A 24,409-nucleotide genomic window follows, 5' to 3' on the forward strand; every position below is an offset into this window, starting at 1 on the left:
ACAGTAGAGAGTGCTTCAGGGCCGTCCATCAGATTCTCCCGAGAACGTCTCACCGACGTGGTCGACCCGCAGATCAACGGACAGGTTTTCCCCACATTGACCACACCCACTCTAGACCAGCGTTATGGCACATCGCGTCCCCACCGTCGCCTTTCGCGACGAGCTTGGTGGGTCATTGTGGGAGCGCTAGTGGCCGTGGGAGTACTCCTTGCCGCTTGGATCGCGTATGGAAACTCACGTGCGCCAACCTTTAAAGAGGTCAGTTTCGACGATTCCCGAGCGACCGACGTCACCTTGGATTTCGACCTGACCAAGGAACCGGAAGATACGGTCACGTGCGCGGTGCAGGCCTTGAACGACCAACACGCGATCGTCGGTTGGAAGGAAGTCACCATCGGCCACGTGCCCGAGGATCAACTCCGCGAAAAAACCTCGCCACACCGCGTCAATCTTCGCACCACGTCACAAGCTCATACAGCTACCGTCGATTCCTGTTGGACAACAAGATAAGCAAACTGTCTTTCCCTTCCGCGAGGCGGTCGCTATAGTAGGAGTTTGACTTCTCCCGCCACGGGTATGCCCGGGCGGGTTTTATCTATCTGTCAAGACGTCGCGGGCAGGGCCGACCTCCCGCTGGAACCACCGCGGAAGGCCCGCGGGTGCAGCGTCGCATCAAGGAGACAAAATGTCGGAAGAGACCACCGAGAACGGCACGTGGCTGACCCAGGAGGCGTACGACCGCCTGCAAGCCGAGCTGGAGGAGCGCGAGGGTCCTAAGCGTCAGGACATCGTGGACCGCATCGAAGCCGCCCGCGAAGAGGGCGACCTCCGTGAGAACGGTGGCTACCACGCGGCCAAGGAAGAGCAGGGCAAAAACGAGGGCCGCATTGCCCAGTTGCGCTACCTGCTCGAGAATGCAGAGGTAGGCGCCAAGCCCGAAGATAACGGCATCGTCGAGTCCGGAATGCTCGTCGAGGCGGAAATCGGTGGCAAGAAGATCACCTTCCTGCTGGGAAGCCGCGAAGTCGCCGAGACCCTTGCCGGAGACCAGGACATCCAGGTCTTCTCCGAGAAGTCCCCCATGGGACAGGCCATCACCGGCCACAAGGTGGGCGACCAGCTCAGCTACAAGGCACCCAACGGGAAAGAAATCTCCCTCAAGGTGCTCTCGGCTAAGCCGTACTAAGCGTCCTCAATGTCACCAAAGGGGCCGGTTTTCGCACACAGCGAAAACCGGCCCCTTCGCGTAGTTCAGAGAGAACCGTGGGGTTTGGTGAGTCAGCCCACGACCATCGGCTTGAACCCTTCGGCTTCCAGGGCCTGTAGGACTTCGTTACTGTGTTCTTCGCCCTTGGTTTCCATATCGATGGTGATCGACACGTCTCCCATGGAGAGCGAACCACCCACGCGGGTGTGATCGACCCCCGTGACGTTCGCGTCGCATTCCGAGATGATCCGAGAAATATCGCGTAGCTCGCCCGGGTGGTCGGTGAGCATGATCTTGACCGTGAGGTACCGGCCGGCCGCCGAGAGACCTCGCTGAATGACCTTCAGCATGAGCATGGGGTCAATATTTCCCCCGGACAACAGGCAGACGGTCGAGCCCAAATTTCCGTACTTTTCATTGAGCTTGCCATTCATCAGGGCCGCCACACCCACGGCTCCGGCCGGCTCGACGACCAACTTGTTGCGTTCGATGAGGAAGATCAGGGCTCGAGCGAGGTCGTCTTCGGTGACCGTCACGACGTCGTCCACCAGCTCCTTGATGATGGAGAACGGCAACTGTCCCGGACGCCCCACCGCGATGCCGTCCGCGATGGTGGAGACCTTCTTGAGGGGCACCAAGGCATCCGCAGCCAGCGACGGCGGATAGGCGGCGGCGTGCTCGGCCTGCACCCCGATCACCCGGATCTTCTTGCCCGTCTTCGCTTCGTGGTGCTTCGCGGCAATCGCGACGCCCGCCAGCAGGCCTCCCCCACCGACGCCGGTGATGATCGTATCGACCTCCGGAACCTGCTCGATGATTTCCAGACCCAATGTCCCCTGGCCCGCAATGATGTGCTTGTTATCAAACGGGTGCACGAACACCGCGCCGGTCTCTTCGGCGTAGCGCTGCGCTTCCGCGAGGGCTTCGTCCACCGTGTTTCCGTGCAGGATCACGCGAGCGCCATGGCCCTGTGTTGCGGCGATCTTCGGCAAAGCGGCGCCCTGAGGCATATAGATGCGCGCATCGATCCCGAGCTTGGAGGCGGCCAATGCCACGCCTTGAGCGTGGTTGCCCGCGGACGCGGCGACGACGCCACGAGCTTTCTCCTCGTCGCTGAGTTGGGCAATACGGTTGTACGCACCACGAACCTTGAATGAACCGGACCGTTGGAGGTTCTCGCACTTGAAGTGAACCGGCGACCCGATTTTGCGTTCCATGGCCCGGGAGTGGGCGATGGGCGTCCGTTCAATAATCCTTCCCACGAGCGCGGCGGCCTGCTCGACGTCGTCGATCTGGACGGGGAGATTCTCCAAAGGATTCACTGGTTTAACCTTCATTCTGTGCGTGAAGCCCCACCAGGTCGGTAGGGCTTCACGGTCAATCTACTGTCACTCGGGATGAGTCGTCGAGGTCGGCTAGGACGCGTCCGACCCATGAGATGCGGTCGGCTTCTCCGAGTCCGAATCGGAATCGGTCACCGACTTTTTGGCTTCCTTGAGCTTCGCCTTAGCCTTCTGGGCGGCAGACTTCTTCTCCCGCTTCTCAATTTCCCATTGATAGGCAAACGGGGTCGTCCGAATGTTCTCGTCGTGCTCCCATCCGCGGTTAGCCAGGTAGCGAACCACGGTGTTGACGACGGCGAGCACCGGGACAGCAAAGAGGGCGCCCAAGATGCCCAAGACGGTGGACCCGAGGGCGACCGCGAGGACCACGGCAAGCGGGTGCAAAGACACCGCACGGCCCATGACGAGCGGCTGAAGAATATGCGACTCGATCTGCTGAACCAAGAGCACCGCAATCAACATGATCAAGGCGTTGATCGGGCCATTGGCCACCAAGGCCAGCAGCACAGCGATGACCCCGGAGAACAGCGCACCAATCACGGGGATGAACGAGCTGAGGAAAACGAGCACGCCCAGCGGGAAAGCCAGCGGCACCCCGAGAATCAATGCGGCGATGCCAATACCCAGGGCATCCACGAAGGCCACCAACACCTGGACACGCGTGTAGGAAACCAGCGAATGCCAGCCTCGGCGTCCGGCACCGTTAACGGCTTTCTGTGCCTTGCGAGGAATCAGCTTGACCAAGAAGAGCCAGATACGCTCTCCCTCCAGCAAGAAGAAGATCAAGGTGAAGAGCGCGATGAGCAGCCCGGTGCCGATCTCACCAGCGGTCGATCCCGCAGCCGCCGCGCCGCTCAGCAATTGGCTCGAATTATCCTTGGCGGCTTTGGTCACCGAGCTGATGGCGTTGTCGACCTGATCCACCGAGAGCTGCAACGGGCCATCCGACAGCCACGTCATGAGCTGGTGGTAGCCGGAGACCACCTGGTCCGAAAGCTCGGAGAAGCCCTTGACCATTTGCTGACCCACCAGGGCAAGCAAACCCAAGACCACAATGATGGCACCCAACTCCACGATCGCCGTCGCGATGCCTGCGCCGACCTTCCTGCGGCGAAGCCACAGAACAAACGGGGAAAGGAGGCCCGCGATGAGGGCGGCCACAAGGACTGCCGTGATGATGGTGCTGACGGAGCGGCTGAGGTACACCAACACCCCGGCCATCGTGAGAATGACGATGAGCCGCCAGGACCACGCGGCCGCCACGTTCAGGCCATACGGAATATCGGGATTGCGGAAACGGTCCGCCGATCCCCCGCCGTGGTCCAGGTGGGACTCAGGGGAAGAATCTGAGGTCGCTCGAGAGGTCGAAGTCATAGGTTTCATCATAGGGGCTATACCAAGCGCCTCAACACAAAGCGGGACCCCGCCCGAAGGTGAGGTCCCGCTTTAGTCCGAGGCTGAGCTCGGGTAAAAGCTAGTTTCGCGGCATAAAGTAGCTGGCGAGGCGGAGGATCTCCACGTAGAGCCAGACGACGGTGAGGATCAGGCCAAAGGCCAGACGCCACGATTCCTGCTGCGGGATGCCGGCCTTGAGGGCGCCGTCGATGTGCTGGAAGTCGGAGATCAGGCACACGCACGCCATGACCACGGCGAGCAGGCCAATGATCACGCCCAACGGGATACCGAAAACGGTGAAGTCACGCATCGAGCTACCCGTGAAGGCGCCGTACACGATGTTGCCTACCATGAAGACGAGGTAGGCGATCATGCCGATGCCCACGACCTTGGCGACCTTGCCCGAAATGCGCACACCCTTGGCAAACAAGGCCAGCATTCCCAGGAAGACGACGAGCGTGGAGACCACGGCCATCAAGACGATTCCACCGAATTGCGATTCGAAGGACTTAGACAATGCCCCGAGGAAAGCGCCTTCACACACCGAATACGCGATGATGAGGCCCGGCGAGACCTTCTTCTTGAAGATGACGACCATCGCCAGAACGAAGCCGATGATGCCGAAAACTATGCCGATCATGCCAAGGAACCAGCCGACCGCTCCGCCAACGGCGATCAGGCCGAGCATGCTGAGGGTCTTGACCACGACGTCGTCCATCGTGGCGCGCTGAGTTTCCTGCGGGCCGGCCGACGGCGCGTTGTACATCTGGTTCAGGGACGCCGCATCGTGCCCCTGTCCGTACTGTTGCTGCCCGTAGCCGCCCTGCTGGGCATAACCTGCGGACTGACCGTACTGGCCCTGTTGGCCGTAGGCCGTTTGCTGACCGTAACCGGCGTACTGGCCGGCGTGAGCGTAGTCGTTGCGCTGCGCATCTTGATCCATGCGCCTGATCAGGGGATTTCCACGTCCCATGGGATTCCTCAATTCTCAAGCGGTGGTTCACATCGGCCACGCGTAGGACAAAGTGTGCGAGCCGGAACGAACCGGTGTTCCCTCAAGTCTACAGGCCGGAATCTCGGGACGGGAGCGTCTACGGTGTGCGTACGCTCAGAGAAAATTGAACAATCTACGGTGCCCCAGGTGGGACTCGAACCCACACTGAACGGATTTTAAGTCCGCTGCCTCTGCCGATTGGGCTACTGGGGCGAGAGCACCCCGCATCATTGTGAGCAATGATGCGGGGTGGCGTCCTCGCTGTCCCGCCGTGAGACGGGACGGCACATGATGATATTACAGGTGCGCCTTGGTTTCCTTGGGTGCCGTGTTGGTGGCTTCCTGGAAAGGCAAGCGCGGTTCACGCTCGTTACGGATCGGCGAGGTATCGCGGCCGAACACCAGGCTGAGCAACCAGTTGGCCGCCACGCGAGTGGTGCGCTCGACGGTCGGAATGGCCATGCCGTGGTAGCCACGGTGCATGAGCCATGCCAAGGGGCCTTCGAACGAACGTCCCTTGATGTTCGCGACGCCCTTGTAGGAACCGAGACCGGCAACCGCGCCGATGTTCTCGTGGTAGTAATCCTTGAGCTCGCCACCGTTGCGTGCTGCCAGCAAGTTTGCGGCCAAGGTCAGTGCCTGGCGCGAAGCGTGCTGAGCGTTGGGGACGCAGAATCCGCCGGGGCCCTTGCCCGTGAGATCCGGGACGGCGGCGTTGTCGCCAGCGGCCCAAGCGCCCTCGATCACTCCGTCGTCGCCGGTGACGCGCAGGTCGGCGCCCACACGAACACGTCCGCGTTCGTCGATCGGAAGGCTCGAGTTCTTGAGGAACGGCGCGGCCATAACACCGGCGGTCCAGATGAGGGTCTGCGTTTCGACCTCGCCCGCCGGGGACTTATCCGCCATGTTGATGAGCTTGCAGGTGTCGCCGTCGACCTCACCCAAAGAGGTGTTCAGCAAGACCTCGATGCCGCGGGAGCGCAGGTGCGCCACCACAGATTCGGCGCGGTCCTCGGGGACCTCCGGCATGATTCGGCCCATGGCCTCGACCATGACGAAGCGCAGGTCGGAAACGCGGAGGCGGGAGTTCCGGGAAACGGCGTCACGAGCCATATCTTCCAGCTCGGCGATCGTCTCGACACCGGCGAACCCGCCGCCCACGACCACGAAGGTCAGGGCGCGACGACGCGCGTTCTCGTCCTTTAGCAACGACGCGGTCTCGATGCGATCCAGCACCCAGTTGCGCACGTGCACGGCTTCTTCGATGGTCTTCATGCCGATGGCGTTTTCGGCCAGGCCCGGAATGGGGAAAGCACGGGTCACGGAACCGGCCGCGACGACGATCTGGTCGTACTTCAACTCGTAGGTGTCGCCGTCGTCGTTGGCACGGAGCGTAGCGGTCTTGGCGTGGTGATCGATGTTCTCCACGCGGGCACCGAGGATTTCACAACCGCTGAGATGCTGCCGCAGCGGCACCACGGCGTGACGGCCCTCGATCTGGCCGGCCGCAACCTCGGGAAGGAAGGGCTGGTAGGTCAGGTAAGGGTTCGGGTCGACCACGGTCACGACGCCGCCGGAAGCCTTGATCGCAGACTGAATCTGCTTGGCGACGGTGAAGCCCACGTAGCCGCCACCGACGATCAGGACACGAGGGCGATCGTTCGCCACTTGATTAAAAGACATGGTAAAAATGCTACTCCCTTTGGTTTCGTGCGGGATTCGACAATCTCGATTTCCCATGATGCCACCGAAATGATGGCGCCGCTATCTGACAATCCACAGGATTACGCCAGTGGTCCCCAAAAATCCGTGGACCGGCGTTGCGATTCACCGTCGGAGTTGCGCCGTCTGCGGCCCCACCCCCAGTATTCCACTATCGCGCGGTGCGGCGGGTGAGGCGGCGACCCGAGGATCCGACGCAATCGCGCTACGGTGCCCGCGGCGATCAGCCACATCCATGCGGCCACCGCCACGAGCAGAATGACGGGAAGCAAGAGTTTGACCTGCGAGGTCGGCTGAGGTTGAGGAGCGGCCACCGGGTCGATTTTCTCCCCCACCGCGTGCTCCGCTTCCGGTGGTTGACTCGGCTCATCCGTCGGCACGGCCCGCCGGTGAATCTTGGCCCAGGCTTCGACGGAACCAAGGGGGTTCTCGTGAACGCCCCCGACGTCCTCCTCGCGGGTCAACGCGGCGGCCGGATCCACCACACCAAACCCATACTCCGGGTCACGTCCAGGAGCACCTTGATCTTTCGCCGTGGAAATGAGCCGCTGAATGATCTGAGAGGCGGATTCGTCCGGAAACTTCTGCCGCATCAGTGCGACGACGCCCGAAACCATCGGCGCCGACCCGGAGGTTCCCGACCACAGCCCGTACTGGTTATTCGGCATAGCGCCGATGAGATCCTCGCTGGGTGCCGCGACGGCGATGGAGATCCCCTGCGAGGACGAATCCCACGAGGCACGGCCCGACCTGTCGATCCCACCGACCGAGACGACGCCCGGGATGGTCGACGGAGCGCCCACTTGGGTCACCCCGGATCCACGGTTTCCCGCCGAGGCCACCACCACGACGTCGTGGTCTTGCGCGTATTGAAAGGCCGAGTCCCAGGATTCCGGCCAGGTGGTTTTTGAGGACCCGATCGACAGGTTGATGACTTGGGCCCCGGAGTCCACCGCCTGTTTGACGGCCCGCGGAATCTGATCGTCGACACTCACCCCACCGGGATTCTCGGTGCCCAACCACGTGGAAATCGGGATGATCGACGCTTCCGGTGCCACACCGATGACGCCAGCACCCTGCCCCGGTTCGCCCTTCGGCGCCTGGTCAGCGTCACGGCCCGCATGCCCATGCCCAGCGATCATCGACGCCACCAGCGTCCCGTGTTCAGGCTCAGCTCCGATGGCTTTCCATCCATCAGCGCTGCCGCCTCCGGACACGTCGTGTCCCTTTTCGACGGAGCCTTGTAAGTCCGGATGATGAGCGTCCACGCCCGTATCGATCACGGCAACTTTGACGCCTTTTCCGGTGGACTTCTTCCACGCGTCCCGGATACCCAGTTCGTCGAGCCAGTACTCGTGATTGCGCACGTCGTCGCCGTGGGAGGGACCCGCCGTGGCCGAAGGTGCCGGGCTGGGTTCCGCTGTCGCTACGGGCACCAAGCCCACGGCAAGGATCCCGGAGACGATCAGCGCACCGGTGGCCCGGATCGTGCGCTTCATCGTCATGACGCGCTACTTTCTGGACGCGGCAACGGAGAGGGCGATGCCGTCCAAAATATCGTGTTCGCTGGTGATTGCCGTCGTGATGCGTCCGTCGGTCAGCTCGCTCACACGCTCGGCGATCCGAGACCAAATTTGGGCGCCGGCGCCAATGACGTCGGCGCGACCTTCATGCATAAAGCCCAGGGCTCGTCGCTGAGAGGTGGTCATCGTGGTCAGCTCGCGCGCCGCAGCAACCACCTCAGTAATCGGCATCTCGTGGCCATGAATGCGGTCGGCGTCGTAGGACTCTAGACCGAGTGCTTGGGCGGTGACGGTCGTGACCGAGCCGGCAACCCCGATGAGACGCGTGGCGGTGCCCACCGGAACGGAGTCGAGGACCGTGGTGATCGCGGCATCGACGTCGTGCACGAGGCGGCGAATTTGCCCTTCGGCCGGAGGGTTTGAGCTCAGGTGGCGCTCCGTCAGCCGCACACTTCCGATATTGACCGACCGGGAGGCGACGACGCCGTTCTCGTCACCCAACACGAACTCGGTCGATCCGCCTCCGACGTCGACGACGAGCGATCGCCCCGACCCTGCGGCGTCGATGGTTGCCGCCGCGCCCAAGAAAGACAACTCGGCTTCCTCCGTGCCGGAAATAACTTCGGGAACGACTCCGCCCAAACGATCGGATATTCCCTGGATGAAGGCCTGCCGGTTTCCAGCGTCGCGCGTGGCGCTCGTAGCGACCATTCGAACGTGCTTGACCTTGTGCTTCTTCAGCAACGACGCGTAGTCATCGGCCGCCTCAAAGGTGCGGTCCAGGGCTGCTTGGGAGAGCCACCCCGTAGCGTCGACTCCTTCGCCCAGCCGCACAATGCGCATCTGCCGTACGACGTCCTGAATCTTCGGATGCGTGCCCTCGGCCGGATGCTTCTCGATCTCGGCGATCAACAACCTGATCGAATTGGTCCCACAGTCAATGGCGCCTACGCGCATGAGTTCTTCGTCCCCCTAGGACTCTTCAACGGTCGTCGTATCCTCGCGCCACGACGGGTCGCACGCGCACTGATCGGGCGTCCACCACTGCTCAATCGCGCGCAGAGTTTGATCCCCCATGGGATTAATACCAGTTCCCACGGAGAGCGTGTGACCCAAGACGGCGTGGAGGCACTTAACCCGTTCGGGCATGCCTCCGGCCGAGATTCCATCGATTTCCGGAACCGGGTCCGTACCTGAAGCAACACGAATGCGCTCCCTTTCGGCCAGGTAATTCCGGTGAGCAGCCCCATAAGCTGCGGCGAGTTCTGGATTCTCGGCGATGCTGTCGGTCATCTCGTACATCAGTCCGGCAGCCTCAAGCCTCGAGGCCGCTTGAGTAATCACGGGGTGCGCCAGGTAGAAGACCGTCGGGAACGGGCTGCCGTTCGCCAGCCGAGGCGCGGTCGCCGCCACGAGAGGGTTGCCGCACACGCAGCGTGCCGGGATTTCGACGACGTCGCGGACGGGACGTCCCAGCTGACGCGACAGGACCTGAAGGTCTCGCGGTGTAGGAGCGAGCGTCGTCGCCGTCACGCCAAAGCCATGAGGCTCGTGGTCCTGAAAATTCTGGGGCACGGGTTTCCTTCTCGGGAGATGCGAGCAGATGGTGATGCTAGTGTGAGGCTTCGGTCAAGGAAGACCACAGGTTGACGCCCCACGAGGGAGGCATCTCCGAGGACGCCTCGGCCGAATCATCCTTCGGCTGCTGGCTGCTTTGATCCTTCCCGGAGACCACATAGGGCGTCTCCCCCGGGTTCACGTAGAACAGCCGTTCGCGAGCCTGCTGCCGAACGTAGTCGTCGTCGTTCCACTGGCTCTCTTGCTTCTTGAGGTCCGATTGCTCCGACTTGAGCTGGTCGATATTTTGCTCGAGGCTGGCGATTTCGGCCTGCTGCGAGAAATATCGGTGGACGGTCGGCGCCAGCGGAATGACGAGCGCGAGAACCACGAGCAGCAGAAGTACAGTGCGCCCGGAGAAGCTCCTGGCGGCAACGGGTTCACGGGGTTCATCGACGTCACCCCAATTTTCCTCACCGAGGCCCTTTTCTAGGGGGCGACCCTCGTCGTCGACATCGGCACGTTCGACGACGCGGCGGGGCTGCCGAGTCCCGAAACCCATGAAGTCATCCGCAGGAGAGCGGAGTTCTTCAGACCTCGAGTCTACGGATTCGTCAGCACGGCGACGACGCTTGCGGGGCCGCCGTTTCTTAGCCTGACCCACTCCGAGGTACGTCGACGCGGCGGAGAAGGGATTCTTCATGGCGTATGACCTCTCGGGTGGGGAAGCTGAAGGACGTGAGTTCACTCTACCGAAAGACGCCCCGCCCCGGAGAACCCGGGACGGGGCGTCGCGTCGTCTACCAGTGACGAGAAATTACTTCGCGGTGAACCGCGGGAAGGCAGCGGCGCCCGCGTACGTTGCCGCGCGACCGAGTTCCTCCTCGATGCGGAGCAACTGGTTGTACTTCGCCACACGCTCGGAACGAGCCGGGGCACCGGTCTTGATCTGGCCGGCGTTGGTCGCCACGGCGATGTCGGCAATCGTGGTGTCCTCGGTCTCTCCGGAACGGTGCGAGACCATGCAACGGAACTCGTTGGTCTGAGCCATCGTGATTGCGTCAAAGGTTTCGGTCAGCGAACCGATCTGGTTGACCTTGACCAGCAACGCGTTGGCGGCGCCCAGCTCGATACCCTTGCCGAGACGCTCGGGGTTGGTCACGAAGAGGTCGTCGCCCACGATCTGAACTTTGTCGCCCAGTTCGGCGGTAATGGTCTTGTAACCCTCCCAGTCGTCCTCGTCGAGCGGATCCTCGATCGAAACGAGCGGGTAGGCCTCCACAAGCTCACCGTAGTAGGCGGACATTTCCTGTGCCGTCTTGCGAGTTCCCTCGAAGCTGTAGGTGTTGTCATCCTTGTTGAAGAACTCGGAGGACGCGACATCGAGGGCCAGGGCGATGTCCTTGCCGGGGGTGTATCCGGCCTTCTTGATCGCGTCGAGAATCAGGTCCAAGGCGGCACGGTTGGAATCCAGGTTCGGGGCGAATCCGCCCTCGTCACCCAGGCCGGTGGCCAGGCCACGATCCTTCAAGACCGACTTCAGGCTGTGGTAAACCTCGGCACCGTAGCGCAGGGCTTCAGAGAAGGTCGGCGCGCCGATCGGAGCGATCATGAACTCCTGGATGTCCACATTCGAGTCCGCGTGCGAACCACCGTTGAGGATGTTCATCATCGGGACGGGCAGTACGTGGGCATTCGGCCCGCCCAAGTACTTGTACAGGGGCAATTCCGCAGACTCAGCGGCGGCGCGGGCAACGGCCAGGGAAACACCCAGGATCGCGTTGGCGCCGAGCTTGCCCTTATTGTCGGTGCCGTCGAGTTCAAGCATCGCCTCGTCGATGATGCGCTGATCGGTCGCGTCGAGGCCGATGACGACCTCGGAGATCTCGTCAATCACGGCGCGGACGGCATCGAGCACGCCTTTGCCGAGGTAAACGGAAGAGTCGCCATCGCGGCGCTCCACAGCTTCGAATTCGCCGGTGGAAGCTCCCGAGGGAACGGCCGCGCGGCCAAAGCCGCCGTCTTCAAGCAAAACCTCAACCTCGACGGTGGGATTGCCTCGTGAATCAAGAATTTGACGGGCGTGAACGTCGATGATGATCGCCATCTGAATGCTCCTTTTGCATCGTGAATGATGGATGGGCTGTTCCTGATCGAGCTTCAACAATGTCGAGGGAAATCGTCCATGACTCCCACGATATCGGCTTGATCTCGGATTCCATGATACCGATTTCCCACATGTTCACACATAAACTCAGGTGATCCCACGTGAAGAATCGGTAAATTCGCGGACGGCGCGGCGCAGAGCCTTTTCCGGATCTACACCACGACGTCGTGCCGCGGCCACCAGGCCCAATAATTCGTGGCCAAGGAGTTCTTCCTCGGCCTCGCTCGAGCCAGGCGCTACGGATTCTGGGGAAACCTGCGAGCCTGCGGTGGTTTCCGAGGCCGACGACGATCCGTCGGCACGTTCTGATCCACTCCAGTGCCCACGTTCGTCCGGGAGAGGGAGGCTCGCCTTGGCCGCCTTGTTAAGTGTCTTTTCGGCGAGAGCCAGAGCCGGCAACGCCGGCGGGATGCCATCAAAGGGATCGCGGCGCTCGGGCTTTTCCGCCCGCTTGATCTCGTCCCAGCGACGGGTGAGATCCTCTAATTCAGCGTTGCCGAGAGGAGCGGTATCCCCCGATTCACCCGAGCCTTCCCGTCGACCGGGCAACTCGGCTGCTCCCGGCTCACCCTCAGGAGAGGCTTGGCCGGTGAAGACGTGAGGGTGGCGCCGAAGGAGTTTTTCGTTGAGTCCACGCACCACGTCGGCGATCCCGAACCCACCGCGCTCGGCCTCTTGAGCCACACGCGCGTGGAACACGACCTGAAGCAATACGTCACCGAGTTCTTCTCGCAGCAACGAGAAGTCCACGCCATCGGTGGACTCGATGGCTTCCACGACCTCATAAGACTCTTCGATGAGGTAGCGAACCAGAGATTCGTGCGTCTGTTCCCTGTCCCAGGGACACCCTCCGGGCGCACGGAGGCGATCCATGATGTCTATCAGGCGGGAAAACTCCTCCGCCGCCACTGCGGTTGCTGGCTGATTCACTAGCCCACCACCGGCGCGTCCGAGTATCCTGCCATCACACGTTCGACGATCTCATCTTGTTCCTCGAGCGGAAGGAACGTTGCGTTGGCCGCATTGAGAGTGATTTCGAGGAAGTCTTCGCGCTCGTACCCGAATTCTTCGGCGAGCTTGAGGAATTCGTGGGTCATTGAGGTTCGTGACATCAACCGGTTATCCGGGTTCACGGTGACCGCAAATTCCAGGCTTCGGAGCAGTTCAATCGGATGTTCTCGGTAGGTTCTCGCCCAGTGGTCGGCCGTTGGCTCGGTCGGCTGAGGTTTCCCCACCTCTCCGACCCGCGGCGCGGCGTCCGTCTGCAGATTCGAACAGGGGCACATTTCCAACGCGATGTGTCGGTCGCGAACCCAGGCGGCGACCTCACCCATCCGGTACAAGGACGAAGCAGGCACCAGAGAAATGTCGTGACTTGTCGGAAGGCGGGAGACGTTATCCGCAAGTTCACCGTCCCGCTGACGCCGAACGACGTCTTCCAGAATGCGTACGCCATGGCCAATCCGGAGGGCCCGTCCCTCGACCACGGCCTGGCGGATCGATTCGACGCCGTCGGCCTCTCCCGCGTGCAGGGTGACCGGCAGGAAATGCTGTGCGCAGTACTCGAGGGCTTCCCGATGCTTGCTCGGCGGAAAGCCCAGCTCCGGTCCAGCGAGGTCGAATCCTACGACCCCGCGACGACGATTCCGCACGGCCGCCTGAGCAATCTCGAGGGAGCGGTCGGTATGCCGCATCGCGCACAATATCTGCCGCACGGTGATCGTCGCACCGCGTTCGGCCGCTGCCTCCTCACCCAGGGCAAGCCCTCGGGCCACCGCAGCGATGGCGGAATCGATGTCCAGGCCGTCGCCGAGATGCTGCTCAGGAGCCCAACGAACCTCGCCATAAACGATTCCGTCTGCGGCGGCGTCGAGCACATATTCCCGAGCCACCCGAGTGAGTGCTGAGGCGCTCTGGAGTACGGCCACGGTGTGTTCGAAGGTGGCCAGATACCGCTCGAGAGATCGGGAATTCGCCGACTCCACAAACCACCGCTCGAGGGCCGCGGGGTCGGTGGCGGGCAACTCGTGCCCCGCCTCCGCCGCGAGCTCAACAATGGTTTGAGGGCGCAATGCGCCGTCGAGATGGTCGTGCAGGCAAACCTTTGGCAAGGCCGCAATCCAGCCGACGTCGTAGGAGATATCGAACAGCGGCGTGACCACCTGCGCACTCATCGCGAAGCGTTCCTTCGACTCATTGCTGGCATGACCTGACTAGAGGCTCCACTGGGTCAGAGCGTCCGTCATGTGTTCGGGAATGTTGGCGCCCGTACGCGGGAACATCCGAAGCTCCTCGATGTACTGCTGGGCCGGCAACCGGTCCTTGTACTTGACGAAGCTTTCCTCGTCCTCGTAGGAGAAGGACACCTGCGGAGGCACACCAGGGGTGAAACGGAACATCATCGCGATGGGTGAGCCGAAGCCTTCCTGATACGAATCGGACTTGAGCTCCAAGATGTGGAGGGCTTCCTCCGGGACGATGTCGAAGGTCTTCCGCTGATCCCAGAAACCGTTCCGGCGCACGTGGGTCAGGGCATCGTAATAGGAGCCCAGAGCACGGACGCGGATCAGAACCGTCGAGACGTCGCGAGACGAACCCTCCGGCCCGAAGAGCTTCTTCTGGGCCTCACGCATGCGCTGCAGAACATCCGCTTCGGTCAACACCAGGTTGCCGGGTGCAAGCTGAGTGGTCGAGGGCTTCTGCGGCGCAGGCTGAGCCGAGCTCGAGTACGACGGCGAAACGTCGGTCTGGTCCGCCGTCGAAGGAACGGAGTCCGGTAGGTCTGCGGCAACCGACGACGCGGAGGCCGTCTCGGGGCGATCTGACTCGCCATCCCACTGACCGTCGTCGACGACCGAGGGAACCTCCTGCGAACCCTTCGAGGATGTGGCGTCGGTTTCTTTCGTGCCCTTCGCGGCTGCTCCGGCGGCTACACCCGCAGCGGCACCCGTTGCCCCGCCGACGACGGCGCCGGTAGCGGCAGCTTTGGAGCCGCCCTTTGAGGAATCGTTTGCGGCGTCCGGGGTGCCCTGAACGGCAGGCTTCTCCGTTACTGGGGCCTTGGCATCGGTGCCCGAGGCAGCGGCGCCCTTCGCCGGGGCAGTTTGAGCCTCCCCCTTCGGCGCGGAAGCTGGGGCATCCGTCACGGAGCCGCGCGATTCCGATCCGGAAACCACCGTCGCGGTGGCCGGGCTGGACGTGATTTTGCCCTCGTCGGCAGACGGCGCGGTGGGCGCACCCAGAACCTCGTTCTGCTCCTGGCCCTGAGTCGCGGACGCCGAGGTGCTCTGAGCATTCTCCGATGCCTGGGGCTTAGCGGCGACGGGACGGTCTACGTCGGTCGGCTTAGCCGTGGCCGCGTCTTTGCCACCCTGGGCGAAGGTGCTCCGCACCACCTGGGTATAGCCCTCGCGGACCTGCTCGTCGCTGTTCGGGTAGGTGTATTCGATCTCCACCGAGCGCTTCCCGTCGCGCACCGAGGAAATCATGATCTCGGCGCGGCGCCACGGACCATTCTCGCTGGCCTGGCCCGCGGTGTAGAGCTTGGCGACCGGGTCGAACCAGGTCGACTCGGTGTCCACGGTGACCTTTCGCTCGGGCTTCTCGCTCGGCTCCATCACGGCGGTCATTTCGTTGCCGTGCTGGTTGAGCTGCAACGTGGCCACCCGATGCGACTCCATGAGCTTGACGAGCTCGGGCAGACCGTTGGTCGTCGGCAGCTCAGGGCGGTCCGGAAGAGCTCGGACCTTCGAGGACGATGAGGCATCGTCCTGCTGCGCTGCGTCGATCGACTCGTTGGCCGAACCCTGCGCGTCGTCGTCTGAGTTCTTGCGGAAAAGCTTGAAAGCCACGACTCACCTGTGTTTCTGCGCCTACGTCAGACGCGCTCGAGAAGTGCCCCATTCGGCGCGGGGCAAGGACTTTTGGACCTATTCTGCCGACAGTCTACCGAGGATCAGCGCTCTTTCGGCACCAGCTGAATTGTCCGTGGCGATCTCATAGGAATCAGCCAGGGATTCCAGGGCTCGGTCGAAGCGTTCCGGGGTGTCGGTCAAGAGGGTCATGAGAGATTGCCCCTGGCGCACGGTGTCGCCCGGCTTGGCGTGCAAACGCACCCCGGCACCGGCCTGTACCGGATCTTCTTTGCGAGAGCGCCCCGCACCAAGTCGCCACGAAGCGACCCCCACGGCGAGCGCGTCAAGCCGACGTAATGTTCCGCTTTCCGGCGCGGTCACGACGTGGGATTCGCGCGCCACGGGCAATGCGGCGTCGGGGTCTCCCCCTTGGGACCGAATCATGTCACGGTAAACATCCATGGCCCGACCGTCCGCGAGTGCATCGGCAGGATCCTCGTCCACTCCCGACGCGCTCAACATCTCCCGGGCCAAGGCAACGGTGAGCTCGACGACGTCGTCCGGACCGCCACCTGCCAGGACGTCCACGGATTCTTCGACCTCGATCGCGTTACCGACGGTCAGTCCGAGCGGCGTGGACATGTCGGTCAGCAAAGCTGTGGTTTTGACGCCCGCCTCATGTCCGAGGTCGACCATGGTTTGGGCGAGTTCCCGGGCCGTGGCCTCGTCCTTCATGAACGCCCCGGAACCCACCTTGACGTCGAGGACGAGCGAATCCGTCCCCTCAGCGATCTTCTTGGACATGATCGACGACGCGATCAACGGAATGGCCTCGACGGTCCCCGTAACATCGCGGAGCGCGTAGAGCTTCTTGTCTGCGGGAGCGAGTCCCGCACCGGCCGCGCAAATCACCGCGCCCACGCTGCCGAGCAGGGAAATCATGCGTTCGTTGCTCATCGACGCCTGCCACCCTGGAATGGATTCCAGTTTGTCGAGCGTTCCACCGGTGTGCCCTAAGCCACGGCCCGACAATTGCGGGACGGCTACCCCATAGGCGGCAACGAGCGGTGCCAACGGGAGCGTGATCTTGTCCCCTACTCCTCCCGTGGAGTGTTTGTCGGCGGTGGCAATCTTTTGGCCCGGCCCAATGATGGACGAGAAGTCCAACCTCTCGCCGCTGGCGATCATGGCCTGGGTCCAGCGGGCGATTTCTTCGCGGTTCATGCCGTTGAGGTAAATCGCCATGGCCAAGGACGACATCTGTTCATCCGCGACGGCTCCGCGCGTGTACGCGTCTACGACCCAGTCGATCTGCTCGCCGGTGAGGCCGAGACGATCTCTCTTGGCTCGAATGACGTCCACGACGTCGAATCGTTCACTCATGGTGACCCCTTGTCTGTACTGATGACTCTTGGCTCTGATCTCGCAGGTTCTGTGGGGCGTTTCCTCCGACGTCCGCGGCTCCGAAGGCTTGCGGAAGCACCTCGTCCATCGTACGAGGACCCAATGGCGTCATGATTTGCAGATTTGGCGCCCGGTGTTCGTTGAGCAATTGACGGCACCTGCCGCACGGCATGATGACCTCGCCGTCACCATTGACACACACGAATTCGCTGAGTGAACCACCTCCGGTGCGGAAGAGGTCTGACACCAAGGAACATTCCGCACACAAGGTGACCCCGTACGATGCATTTTCGATATTCGCGCCGGTGACTAGGCGGCCGTCGGACGTCCTCGCCGCGGCACCGACGCGGTATCGCGAATACGGGCTATAGGAATGCTCCAAGGCTTCGCGGGCAGCGAGCATGAGGGGCTCCCACGGAGCCTCTCCGTTCGTGTGGTTCGTGGTGGTCATGCTGCTATTCCTTGACATAGGGGATGCCGCTGGCCGCGGGGCCGCGTGAACGCCCCACCAACCCGGTGACGGCGGCGATGGTGACCAGGTACGGGAGCATCGCGAGGAATTGGCTCGGCACGGTGGTTCCCAGTAGGGATAACACGGACTGCAGGTTGGTCGCGAAACCGAACAAGAGCGCGGCGAACAATGCCCCGAAGGGTCGCCACCGACCGAAGATCAACGCCGCCAAAGCGATATATCCCTGGCCTGCGGTCATGTCCTTGTTGAAGCTCGAGACCGAAACCAGCGTAAAGAACGCACCGCCCAACCCGGCAACAGCACCAGCGAGCAAGACGTTGAAGAATCGCAGGCGATTGACCGAAACGCCCAGGGTATCGGCTGCCTTGGGATGCTCCCCCACGGCGCGGGTCCGCAGTCCCCAGCGGGTTTTGGTGAGACCGAACCAGATAAGGAAGACGACCACGTACATCAGGTAAACGATGACGGATTGGTCGAAGAGTACGGGCCCGATCACCGGAATCTTGGAGAGCACCGGGATCGCGAAGCTCGGAAGGTGCTCCGGAGCGTTCAGTCCGACGTCGGTGCGCGAAAGCACCGTGGAATAGAGGAAGCCGGTGAGCCCCGAGACCAGCACGTTGATGACGACGCCCACGATCACCTGATTCACCAGGTATTTGATGGAGAAGGACGCGAGGATCAGAGAGACCAGCATGGAACCGATCATCGCTGCGATCAGCCCGACCCACGCATTATGCGAGACGGTCCCGGCGATGGCGGCCGCGAACGCGCCGAACAGCAGCTGCCCCTCGATCGCGATATTGACGACGCCGGATCGCTCACACAGCAGTCCGGACATCGAACCGAAAATCAGCGGCACGGCCAGGGTCAAGGAGCCACCAAGCAGACCCGGAAGGGACAAGCTGTTGCCGTCCGCGTGGCTAACGGCCCACACCAGCATCGCCACGATAAATGCGAACCAAAAGACGACGGCGGCCCACCTGGATACGGGGCGTCCCCGGAAGCTGACCAGCCACGCATAAACGGCAATCAGCACCATGACGGCCACGAGGATCCAGCCCGTCGCGGAAGCAACAAGGTCGATGTCGGCCAAACGGATCACATCGTGTTTATCGGAGAGCCGGAACGTGACCGTGGCTGAGGTCGAACGAAGTCCACACACCAGCAGGGCAAGTGCCGCCAGGACCGTGAAGATGATCGCGTGACGCCAGTTACGGACCACTGCAGTCGCCGGTGCCGGGGACATGACGTCGCCGGAGGAAGACGAAACGGGAGCGTTGACGGAAGTGCTCATTGTGCGGCTCCTGCCTTCTGAGGTGCCGGACGACGCTTCGTGCTAGCCGCTTTCCGGGGATCCGGGAGGCGGAAAATCGCACGAACCAGCGGCGGAGCGGCAATAAACAAGACGATCAGGGACTGAACGACCAAAACGATGTTGATATTGGTGCCGGTGTTGGTCTGCATGGCCACGCCACCGGCCCGGAAGGCACCGTAGAGCAATCCCGCCCAGAAGGTGCCCCAGGGGTTGGAGCGCCCGAGCAAGGCGACCGTAATCGCGTCGAATCCGAAGGAGGCGGCGATATCACCGGTAAGAATTTTCTCGGTGCCCGAAACCTGCGAAACCCCAGCCATCCCGGACAGTCCACCGGACATGAGCATGACCACGATGTATCCCATCGTGACGTTAATGCCGGCCGACTTCGCGGCCTTCGGGTTGGAACCCACTGCGCGCAACCGGAAGCCGATCGTCGAGCGGTTGATCATCCACGAGACGAGGAGAACGGCGAGGATGGCCAGAACGAAGCCCCAATGTAACCGGAACCCGTCGCCAAATAGCTTCGGGAATTGGGCGCTGGAGTCGATCTGCGGGGAGATCGGGTTGGTGGATCCCGGCCGCTGGAACCCCGGCGTCGTCAACAGGTAGAGAATAAAGTTCAGGGCCACGTAATTGAGCATGATGCACAGGATCACTTCGTGGGCCCCCGTTTTGGCCTTGAGCAGACCCACGAGTCCGCCCCACAAGGCACCCCCGACGATGCCGCCAACGATCACCAACAAGAGGTGGATGGCCATCGGCAGGTGCCAGCTGAACCCGATATAACCCGCGATGATGGCGCCGACGATGATTTGCCCTTGGGCACCGATGTTGAACAGCCCGGATCGGAAGGAGATCGCCACGCCGAGACCCGCAAAGATCAGCGGCGTCGCGATGGTCAAGGTTTCGGTCAACGGGTAGATCTTCTGCGTGAAATCTTTGCCGTGGGGGTTAAAAATCGCCCCTTCGAAGAGCGCGACGTACGCCGCACTGGCAGATTTCCAGGCGGCCACGAAGGTGTCGCTGGGTCGAGCAAAGAAGTAATTCATGCGGGTCAGGACGCGCTGATCGGTGAAGATGATCAACAGGCCACCCACGATCAGTGCGGCAATGAGGGCCGCGGCCGAGAGAACGAGCGGCGACGACGTAATGCGGTATGCCAGGGAAGGCTTTTCGGGGCCACTGGACCACGGCGGCGTGACGGGTGCAGGCGAGGCATCGGCGGCGGAGACGGCGGCAAGGCCGTCCGCCGGTGGCTGCACGGACTGCGGTGACTCGGTGGAGCTCATACGGTCTCTCCTTCGGCGGCTTCCGCCGGTGCTCGGTGCGAGGATTCTGCGTAGGCCTCGTCGGCCGTCGCCCCGGCCATCATCATGCCGAGGACTTCCCGTGGGATGTCTGGGTCCACGATGCCCATCAAACGCCCGTGGTGGAATACGGCGATCCGGTCCGCGAGGGCGTAGATCTCGTCCAACTCCGTGGACACGAGGATCACCGGCGTTCCGGCGTCGCGTTGCGCAACGATCCTCTGGTGGATCAGCTCGATGGATCCCACGTCCACGCCGCGGGTGGGCTGGGAAGCCACAAACAGCGAGAGGCGATGGGACAGTTCTCGCGCCACAACCACCTTTTGCTGGTTGCCGCCGGAGAGCGTCTCGACCGGATCGGAAATACTATTCAGACGGATATCGAAGTCAGCGACTTTGTGGCGGGCGTTCTCCTGGATGGAGCGACGCTTCAGCTGCGGGCCACGGGAGAACTCCTGGTCATCGAACTGGTTCAATACCAGGTTTTCTTCGACGCTGAAGGATCCCACCAAGCCGTCGTCGAGCCGGTCCTCGGGAACAAAACCCACACCGGATCGGATGATCTTCTTCGTGGACCGCCCGAGCAGATTCTTCCCGTTGAGGCTCACCGTTCCGGTGGCTTTGGGGTGCAATCCCATGATGGTCTCGGTGAATTCGGTTTGTCCGTTACCTTGAACGCCCGCTATAGCGAGGATTTCGCCGCCGCGAACCTGGAGGTTGACGTCGTCGAGGACCTTGACCCCGGAGGGAGAGACCAGCGAGAGGCCCTCAACGGAGAATTCGGATTTATTGAGCACCGGGGCGGATTTGTCGACCACCAGGTTGACGTCGTGCCCGACCATCATCGATGCCAGCTCCGTGGTCGACGCCGTGGGTTCAACGGTCCCGACAACCTTGCCTCGGCGAATCACGGTAATTTCGTCGGAAATCGCCCTGACTTCACGCAATTTATGGGAGATGAACAGCAGGGACCTACCGTCCGAACGAAGCTGGTCCATGATCGAGATCAATTCATCAGTCTCGGCCGGAGTCAGCACGGCGGTGGGCTCGTCCAAGATCAAAATCTCGGCGTCGCGCACCAGGGCCTTGATGATTTCGACGCGCTGTTGGACGCCGACGGGCAGGTCCTCGACGACGGCGTCGGGATCCACATGGAAACCGTAACGATCTGAGATCTCGCGGATTTTGCGACGAGTGGCTTCGAGGTTAAGGGACGCCCCTTTGGTCTCCTCGGCGCCCAGAGCAACATTCTCGGCAACGGTAAACACCGGAACCAGCATGAAGTGCTGGTGCACCATGCCGATACCTGCGGCCATCGCCTCCCCCGGTCCGGAGAAATGGACGGGCTTTCCATCCAGCAGGATCTCACCCTCACTCGGTTCATACAGCCCGTAGATCACGTTCATGAGGGTGGACTTTCCCGCACCGTTCTCGCCCAGGAGGCAATGAACGGTTCCGGGTTCGACGACGAGGTCGATGGAATCATTCGCGGTGAAGGAGCCAAAGCGCTTGGTCACCGAGCGGAGTTCGAGTTTCATTCTCGGCCTTCCTCGTTACTTCTTCACCGGGCTGGCCTTGGAAGAGACCGTAATTTTGCCGTCGATGATCTGTTGCTTGAGATCCTTGACCTCGTTCTGGAGCTCGGCGGGCACGCTGCCCTCCTGATCGTGATACGGGGCCAGACCGACGCCGTCGTTCTGCAAGGTTCCCACGTACGGCTGGTTCGTGAACTTGCCTTCCATGTCGTCCTTATATGAGCTCTCGACGGCGTCGCCCATCTTCTTGATGACGGAGGTCAGCACATACTCTTGCCCGCTCGCGAGGGTTTCGTAGCCATCCGAGTCGACCCAGATGATGCGTGCTGGGTTCTTCGGCTCATCAGAGTTGAAACCGTTCACGGCGTCCACCGCACCGTTACCGACGGGGCCCGCCACGGGCATCACGATGTCGGCACCCTCATTGAGGAAGTTCTGAGTGGTGGTTTTTCCCTTGCCGGTGTCTTCGAAGTCACCGGTGAATGTTCCGGTTTGCTTGGCGACGTCCCATCCGAGCAGCTTGACGTCCTTGTGCTTCTGCTCGTTGTAGTACTTGACGCCGTCGGCGAATCCGTCCATGAAGATCGTGACGGTAGGAATTTCCATGCCACCAAACGTGGCGATTTTGCCGGTTTTGGTGGAGCCGGCCGCCAGGTACCCGGCAAGGAAGGCTGCCTGGGATGTGTCGTAGATGATAGGGCGCACATTGGGCAGATCGATCGAGTTGTCGTCGACGGTGGCAAAGTGCATCTCCGGGTGCGCCTGCGCCGCGGATTTGGTCGCATCGGCGATGTTGAAGCCCACCGTGACGGTCAGTCCGCAACCGCCTTGAACCATCGAATTCACATTGGGTTCGTAATCGGTGACGGCTTGGGACTCAGCTTGTTTGGTCTGGATGCCGTAGTCGTCCTTGGCCTTCAGGAGTCCTTCATAGGAATTCTGGTTGAAGGAACGGTCATCGAATCCACCCGAATCCGAGACAATACAGCCGGTGTAATCCGAGCGATCGTTGGCGATATCGGCGTCCTTATCTGGAGCCGGTGCACAACCGGTAAGGATCAGCGCGGACGCGCTGACGAGGGCCCCCGTCACCGCGACGGTGCGGCGGGGTGCCAAAAATCGAAGGGCGGGCATGAATTACCTCCGGGGGCGCCGATCCGGAAGGGTCTCATGCCTCTGCCCGGATAGGTCGCGAGTGATATGCGGTACGAACCCTAGTCTAAACCGTCACACCACGAACCGGAGACCCCATCCACAGCAGTCCGGATAACGCCTAGCCACCACGGTGAGTCAGGTTGATCGCCCGGAGAGCTGTGGCGGCCATAACGCGAATTCCGCACTCAATGGCGCGCTCGTCGGCAATAAAATCGGCTTGGTGGAGGTCGTACGTAGGCCCGCCAGGTGTCCTCGTTCCCAACCGCATCATGGAGCCCGGGACTTCCTGGAGCATCCAGGCAAAGTCCTCACCGCCCATGGACTGTTCCATGAGCACCACGGAATCTTCCCCGAGTTCTGCGCGAGCGGCATTTTCCAGCAGGGTGGTTTCCTCCTCAGTGTTCACGACGGGAGGCACCCCCGGAACGTGCTCCAGTTCGACCGACACTCCATACGGAGCAGAAACCTGTTCCACGACTTCGTCGAGAAGCTCGCCTGCGCGGTACCACGCGTCGGCATCGAGGCACCGCATGGTTCCGGCCATATAGCCGGTGGACGGGATCGCATTCGGAGCCACGCCCGCCTCGATCTGCCCCCACACCACCAAGACGCCGGAACGAACATCGAGGTTGCGAGACAGTACGGCCGGAACGTTGATCGCGATCTGCCCCATCGCGTAAATGAGGTCCTCCGTCAGGTGCGGTCGGGAGGTGTGTCCACCACGACCACTGACCTTCAGCTTGATCGTGTCGGTCGCGGAGGTAATGGCTCCAATGCGGGTCCCGACCTTTCCGACGTCGACCTTCGGCTCACAGTGCAGGGCAAAGGCGCGCGGCACTCCCTCGAGGGCACCTTCCTTGATGACGGACAGTGCGCCTCCAGGTAGCTGCTCTTCGGCGGGCTGGAAGATCACCCGCACCGTACCGGCCAGAGGCGCCGAGGAATCGATATCCGCCAAGGTGAGTGCCACACCCAGCATGACCGTTTGGTGGATATCGTGACCGCAGGCGTGCATGACGTCTTCGTTCTGCGATGCGAACTCCAGGCCGGTTTTCTCATGAATCGGCAACGCGTCGATGTCGGCGCGCAAAGCGACGGCGAGGGGGCCTTGTCCGATATCGACATAACATCCCGTTCGACTAAACCGAACCGGTTTGAGGCCTGCCCGTTCGAGCCGCGTCATGATGCGTTCCGTCGTCTTGTGCTCACGGTACGAAAGCTCGGGGTGACGATGCACGTCACGCCTGAAGGCGATGAGTTCCTCGACGAACTTACCGACCAATGGGGTCACGTGAAGCGGACTACCGGATATTGAAGAAGACGGACTTTTAGCCATAAGAGCGACCATAGCGCCCCCGAATGAATTCGTCGGCACGTTGCAATCGTGTTAAAACATGACGACGCCGCCCGCTCCCCCGAAAATCCAGCGGGGATGGGGCGGCGTCGTCGACCCGGGAAC

21 protein-coding genes and 1 tRNA gene are annotated in these 24,409 nt (G+C 62.0%); 2 read left to right on the forward strand and 20 right to left on the reverse strand.

Translation table 11 applies throughout. From position 1 onward, the window contains the following. Nucleotides 1-57: 57 nt before the first annotated feature. A complete protein-coding gene (locus B9Y51_RS02505; RefSeq protein WP_082156681.1) occupies nt 58-510 on the forward strand; it encodes a DUF4307 domain-containing protein in 453 nt (150 codons plus the stop codon). Nucleotides 511-685: 175 nt separating this feature from the next. Further along, nucleotides 686-1,186: a transcription elongation factor GreA gene (greA, locus tag B9Y51_RS02510; RefSeq protein ID WP_048679578.1), complete on the forward strand. Its 501-nt coding sequence runs from the start codon at nt 686-688 to the stop codon at nt 1,184-1,186. A gap of 92 nt (nt 1,187-1,278) precedes the next feature. On the opposite strand, the gene ilvA is transcribed toward greA, so the two are convergent. The 20 genes from ilvA to B9Y51_RS02610 form a co-directional block, all read right to left on the reverse strand. Further along, nucleotides 1,279-2,529, reverse strand: a complete 1,251-nt coding sequence (gene ilvA, locus B9Y51_RS02515) for a threonine ammonia-lyase (RefSeq protein ID WP_048679580.1) — start codon at nt 2,527-2,529, stop codon at nt 1,279-1,281. Between the two features lie 93 nt (nt 2,530-2,622). Continuing rightward, the gene (locus B9Y51_RS02520) at nt 2,623-3,924 is read right to left on the reverse strand and encodes an AI-2E family transporter (RefSeq protein ID WP_082156682.1); all 1,302 of its coding nucleotides are present in this window, start codon (nt 3,922-3,924) and stop codon (nt 2,623-2,625) included. Between the two features lie 100 nt (nt 3,925-4,024). Further along, a complete protein-coding gene (locus B9Y51_RS02525; RefSeq protein WP_085528681.1) occupies nt 4,025-4,918 on the reverse strand; it encodes a Bax inhibitor-1/YccA family protein in 894 nt (297 codons plus the stop codon). 160 nt (nt 4,919-5,078) lie between these two features. Continuing rightward, nucleotides 5,079-5,152: transfer RNA gene (locus B9Y51_RS02530), tRNA-Leu, on the reverse strand. Between the two features lie 84 nt (nt 5,153-5,236). Next, nucleotides 5,237-6,622 carry an NAD(P)/FAD-dependent oxidoreductase gene (locus tag B9Y51_RS02535; protein ID WP_048679586.1) on the reverse strand — a complete coding sequence of 462 codons (1,386 nt, stop codon included), beginning with the start codon at nt 6,620-6,622 and terminating at the stop codon, nt 5,237-5,239. A gap of 101 nt (nt 6,623-6,723) precedes the next feature. After that, on the reverse strand, nt 6,724-8,166 hold the full coding sequence (locus B9Y51_RS02540) for a S8 family serine peptidase (RefSeq protein ID WP_085528682.1): 1,443 nt from the start codon (nt 8,164-8,166) through the stop codon (nt 6,724-6,726). Nucleotides 8,167-8,172: 6 nt separating this feature from the next. Next, nucleotides 8,173-9,141 carry a Ppx/GppA phosphatase family protein gene (locus B9Y51_RS02545; protein ID WP_085528683.1) on the reverse strand — a complete coding sequence of 323 codons (969 nt, stop codon included), beginning with the start codon at nt 9,139-9,141 and terminating at the stop codon, nt 8,173-8,175. A gap of 15 nt (nt 9,142-9,156) precedes the next feature. Continuing rightward, a complete protein-coding gene (locus B9Y51_RS02550; protein WP_048679592.1) occupies nt 9,157-9,759 on the reverse strand; it encodes a DUF501 domain-containing protein in 603 nt (200 codons plus the stop codon). A gap of 37 nt (nt 9,760-9,796) precedes the next feature. Beyond that, complete coding sequence (locus B9Y51_RS02555) at nt 9,797-10,444, reverse strand: FtsB family cell division protein (RefSeq protein WP_048679594.1); 648 nt, start codon at nt 10,442-10,444, stop codon at nt 9,797-9,799. Between the two features lie 114 nt (nt 10,445-10,558). Then, the gene (gene eno / locus B9Y51_RS02560) at nt 10,559-11,848 is read right to left on the reverse strand and encodes a phosphopyruvate hydratase (protein ID WP_085528684.1); all 1,290 of its coding nucleotides are present in this window, start codon (nt 11,846-11,848) and stop codon (nt 10,559-10,561) included. Nucleotides 11,849-11,995: 147 nt separating this feature from the next. Then, nucleotides 11,996-12,838 carry a MazG nucleotide pyrophosphohydrolase domain-containing protein gene (locus tag B9Y51_RS02565; protein ID WP_245826031.1) on the reverse strand — a complete coding sequence of 281 codons (843 nt, stop codon included), beginning with the start codon at nt 12,836-12,838 and terminating at the stop codon, nt 11,996-11,998. After that, entirely contained in the window at nt 12,838-14,082 is a 1,245-nt protein-coding gene (locus B9Y51_RS02570) for an adenosine deaminase (protein ID WP_048679602.1), read from the reverse strand. Before B9Y51_RS02570 ends, B9Y51_RS02565 begins: the two co-directional genes overlap by 1 nt. Before the next feature lie 39 nt (nt 14,083-14,121). Continuing rightward, on the reverse strand, nt 14,122-15,759 hold the full coding sequence (locus B9Y51_RS02575; RefSeq protein WP_085528685.1) for a hypothetical protein: 1,638 nt from the start codon (nt 15,757-15,759) through the stop codon (nt 14,122-14,124). A 78-nt stretch (nt 15,760-15,837) separates the two neighbouring features. Continuing rightward, on the reverse strand, nt 15,838-17,145 hold the full coding sequence (locus B9Y51_RS02580; protein ID WP_085528686.1) for a thymidine phosphorylase: 1,308 nt from the start codon (nt 17,143-17,145) through the stop codon (nt 15,838-15,840). After that, complete coding sequence (locus B9Y51_RS02585) at nt 17,138-17,617, reverse strand: cytidine deaminase (protein ID WP_085528687.1); 480 nt, start codon at nt 17,615-17,617, stop codon at nt 17,138-17,140. Before B9Y51_RS02585 ends, B9Y51_RS02580 begins: the two co-directional genes overlap by 8 nt. A 4-nt stretch (nt 17,618-17,621) precedes the next feature. After that, the gene (locus B9Y51_RS02590; protein ID WP_048679611.1) at nt 17,622-18,932 is read right to left on the reverse strand and encodes an ABC transporter permease; all 1,311 of its coding nucleotides are present in this window, start codon (nt 18,930-18,932) and stop codon (nt 17,622-17,624) included. Next, nucleotides 18,929-20,242, reverse strand: a complete 1,314-nt coding sequence (locus B9Y51_RS02595; RefSeq protein WP_048679613.1) for an ABC transporter permease — start codon at nt 20,240-20,242, stop codon at nt 18,929-18,931. Before B9Y51_RS02595 ends, B9Y51_RS02590 begins: the two co-directional genes overlap by 4 nt. Next, nucleotides 20,239-21,798 (reverse strand): ABC transporter ATP-binding protein, encoded by a 1,560-nt coding sequence (locus tag B9Y51_RS02600; RefSeq protein ID WP_085528688.1) that lies wholly within the window; start codon nt 21,796-21,798, stop codon nt 20,239-20,241. Before B9Y51_RS02600 ends, B9Y51_RS02595 begins: the two co-directional genes overlap by 4 nt. Nucleotides 21,799-21,813: 15 nt before the next feature. Further along, entirely contained in the window at nt 21,814-22,929 is a 1,116-nt protein-coding gene (locus B9Y51_RS02605; protein WP_048679617.1) for a BMP family lipoprotein, read from the reverse strand. A gap of 139 nt (nt 22,930-23,068) precedes the next feature. Then, nucleotides 23,069-24,286, reverse strand: coding sequence for an amidohydrolase (locus B9Y51_RS02610; RefSeq protein WP_085528689.1), 1,218 nt, complete (start codon nt 24,284-24,286; stop codon nt 23,069-23,071). Nucleotides 24,287-24,409 lie beyond the last annotated feature (123 nt).

It is taken from the genome of Kocuria massiliensis (assembly GCF_900169715.1).
Lineage (GTDB): Bacteria > Actinomycetota > Actinomycetes > Actinomycetales > Micrococcaceae > Rothia > Rothia massiliensis.

Excerpts from the sequence above, each read along its gene's own strand:
- greA (WP_048679578.1), top strand. The coding sequence starts at position 686 with ATGTCGGAAGAGACCACCGAGAACGGCACGTGGCTGACCCAGGAGGCG.
- B9Y51_RS02520 (WP_082156682.1), bottom strand. The coding sequence starts at position 3,924 with ATGACTTCGACCTCTCGAGCGACCTCAGATTCTTCCCCTGAGTCCCAC.
- B9Y51_RS02525 (WP_085528681.1), bottom strand. The coding sequence starts at position 4,918 with ATGGGACGTGGAAATCCCCTGATCAGGCGCATGGATCAAGATGCGCAG.
- B9Y51_RS02535 (WP_048679586.1), bottom strand. The coding sequence starts at position 6,622 with ATGTCTTTTAATCAAGTGGCGAACGATCGCCCTCGTGTCCTGATCGTC.
- B9Y51_RS02540 (WP_085528682.1), bottom strand. The coding sequence starts at position 8,166 with ATGACGATGAAGCGCACGATCCGGGCCACCGGTGCGCTGATCGTCTCC.
- B9Y51_RS02545 (WP_085528683.1), bottom strand. The coding sequence starts at position 9,141 with ATGCGCGTAGGCGCCATTGACTGTGGGACCAATTCGATCAGGTTGTTG.
- B9Y51_RS02555 (WP_048679594.1), bottom strand. The coding sequence starts at position 10,444 with ATGAAGAATCCCTTCTCCGCCGCGTCGACGTACCTCGGAGTGGGTCAG.
- eno (WP_085528684.1), bottom strand. The coding sequence starts at position 11,848 with ATGGCGATCATCATCGACGTTCACGCCCGTCAAATTCTTGATTCACGA.
- B9Y51_RS02570 (WP_048679602.1), bottom strand. The coding sequence starts at position 14,082 with ATGAGTGCGCAGGTGGTCACGCCGCTGTTCGATATCTCCTACGACGTC.
- B9Y51_RS02580 (WP_085528686.1), bottom strand. The coding sequence starts at position 17,145 with ATGAGTGAACGATTCGACGTCGTGGACGTCATTCGAGCCAAGAGAGAT.
- B9Y51_RS02585 (WP_085528687.1), bottom strand. The coding sequence starts at position 17,617 with ATGACCACCACGAACCACACGAACGGAGAGGCTCCGTGGGAGCCCCTC.
- B9Y51_RS02590 (WP_048679611.1), bottom strand. The coding sequence starts at position 18,932 with ATGAGCACTTCCGTCAACGCTCCCGTTTCGTCTTCCTCCGGCGACGTC.
- B9Y51_RS02595 (WP_048679613.1), bottom strand. The coding sequence starts at position 20,242 with ATGAGCTCCACCGAGTCACCGCAGTCCGTGCAGCCACCGGCGGACGGC.
- B9Y51_RS02600 (WP_085528688.1), bottom strand. The coding sequence starts at position 21,798 with ATGAAACTCGAACTCCGCTCGGTGACCAAGCGCTTTGGCTCCTTCACC.
- B9Y51_RS02605 (WP_048679617.1), bottom strand. The coding sequence starts at position 22,929 with ATGCCCGCCCTTCGATTTTTGGCACCCCGCCGCACCGTCGCGGTGACG.
- B9Y51_RS02610 (WP_085528689.1), bottom strand. The coding sequence starts at position 24,286 with ATGGCTAAAAGTCCGTCTTCTTCAATATCCGGTAGTCCGCTTCACGTG.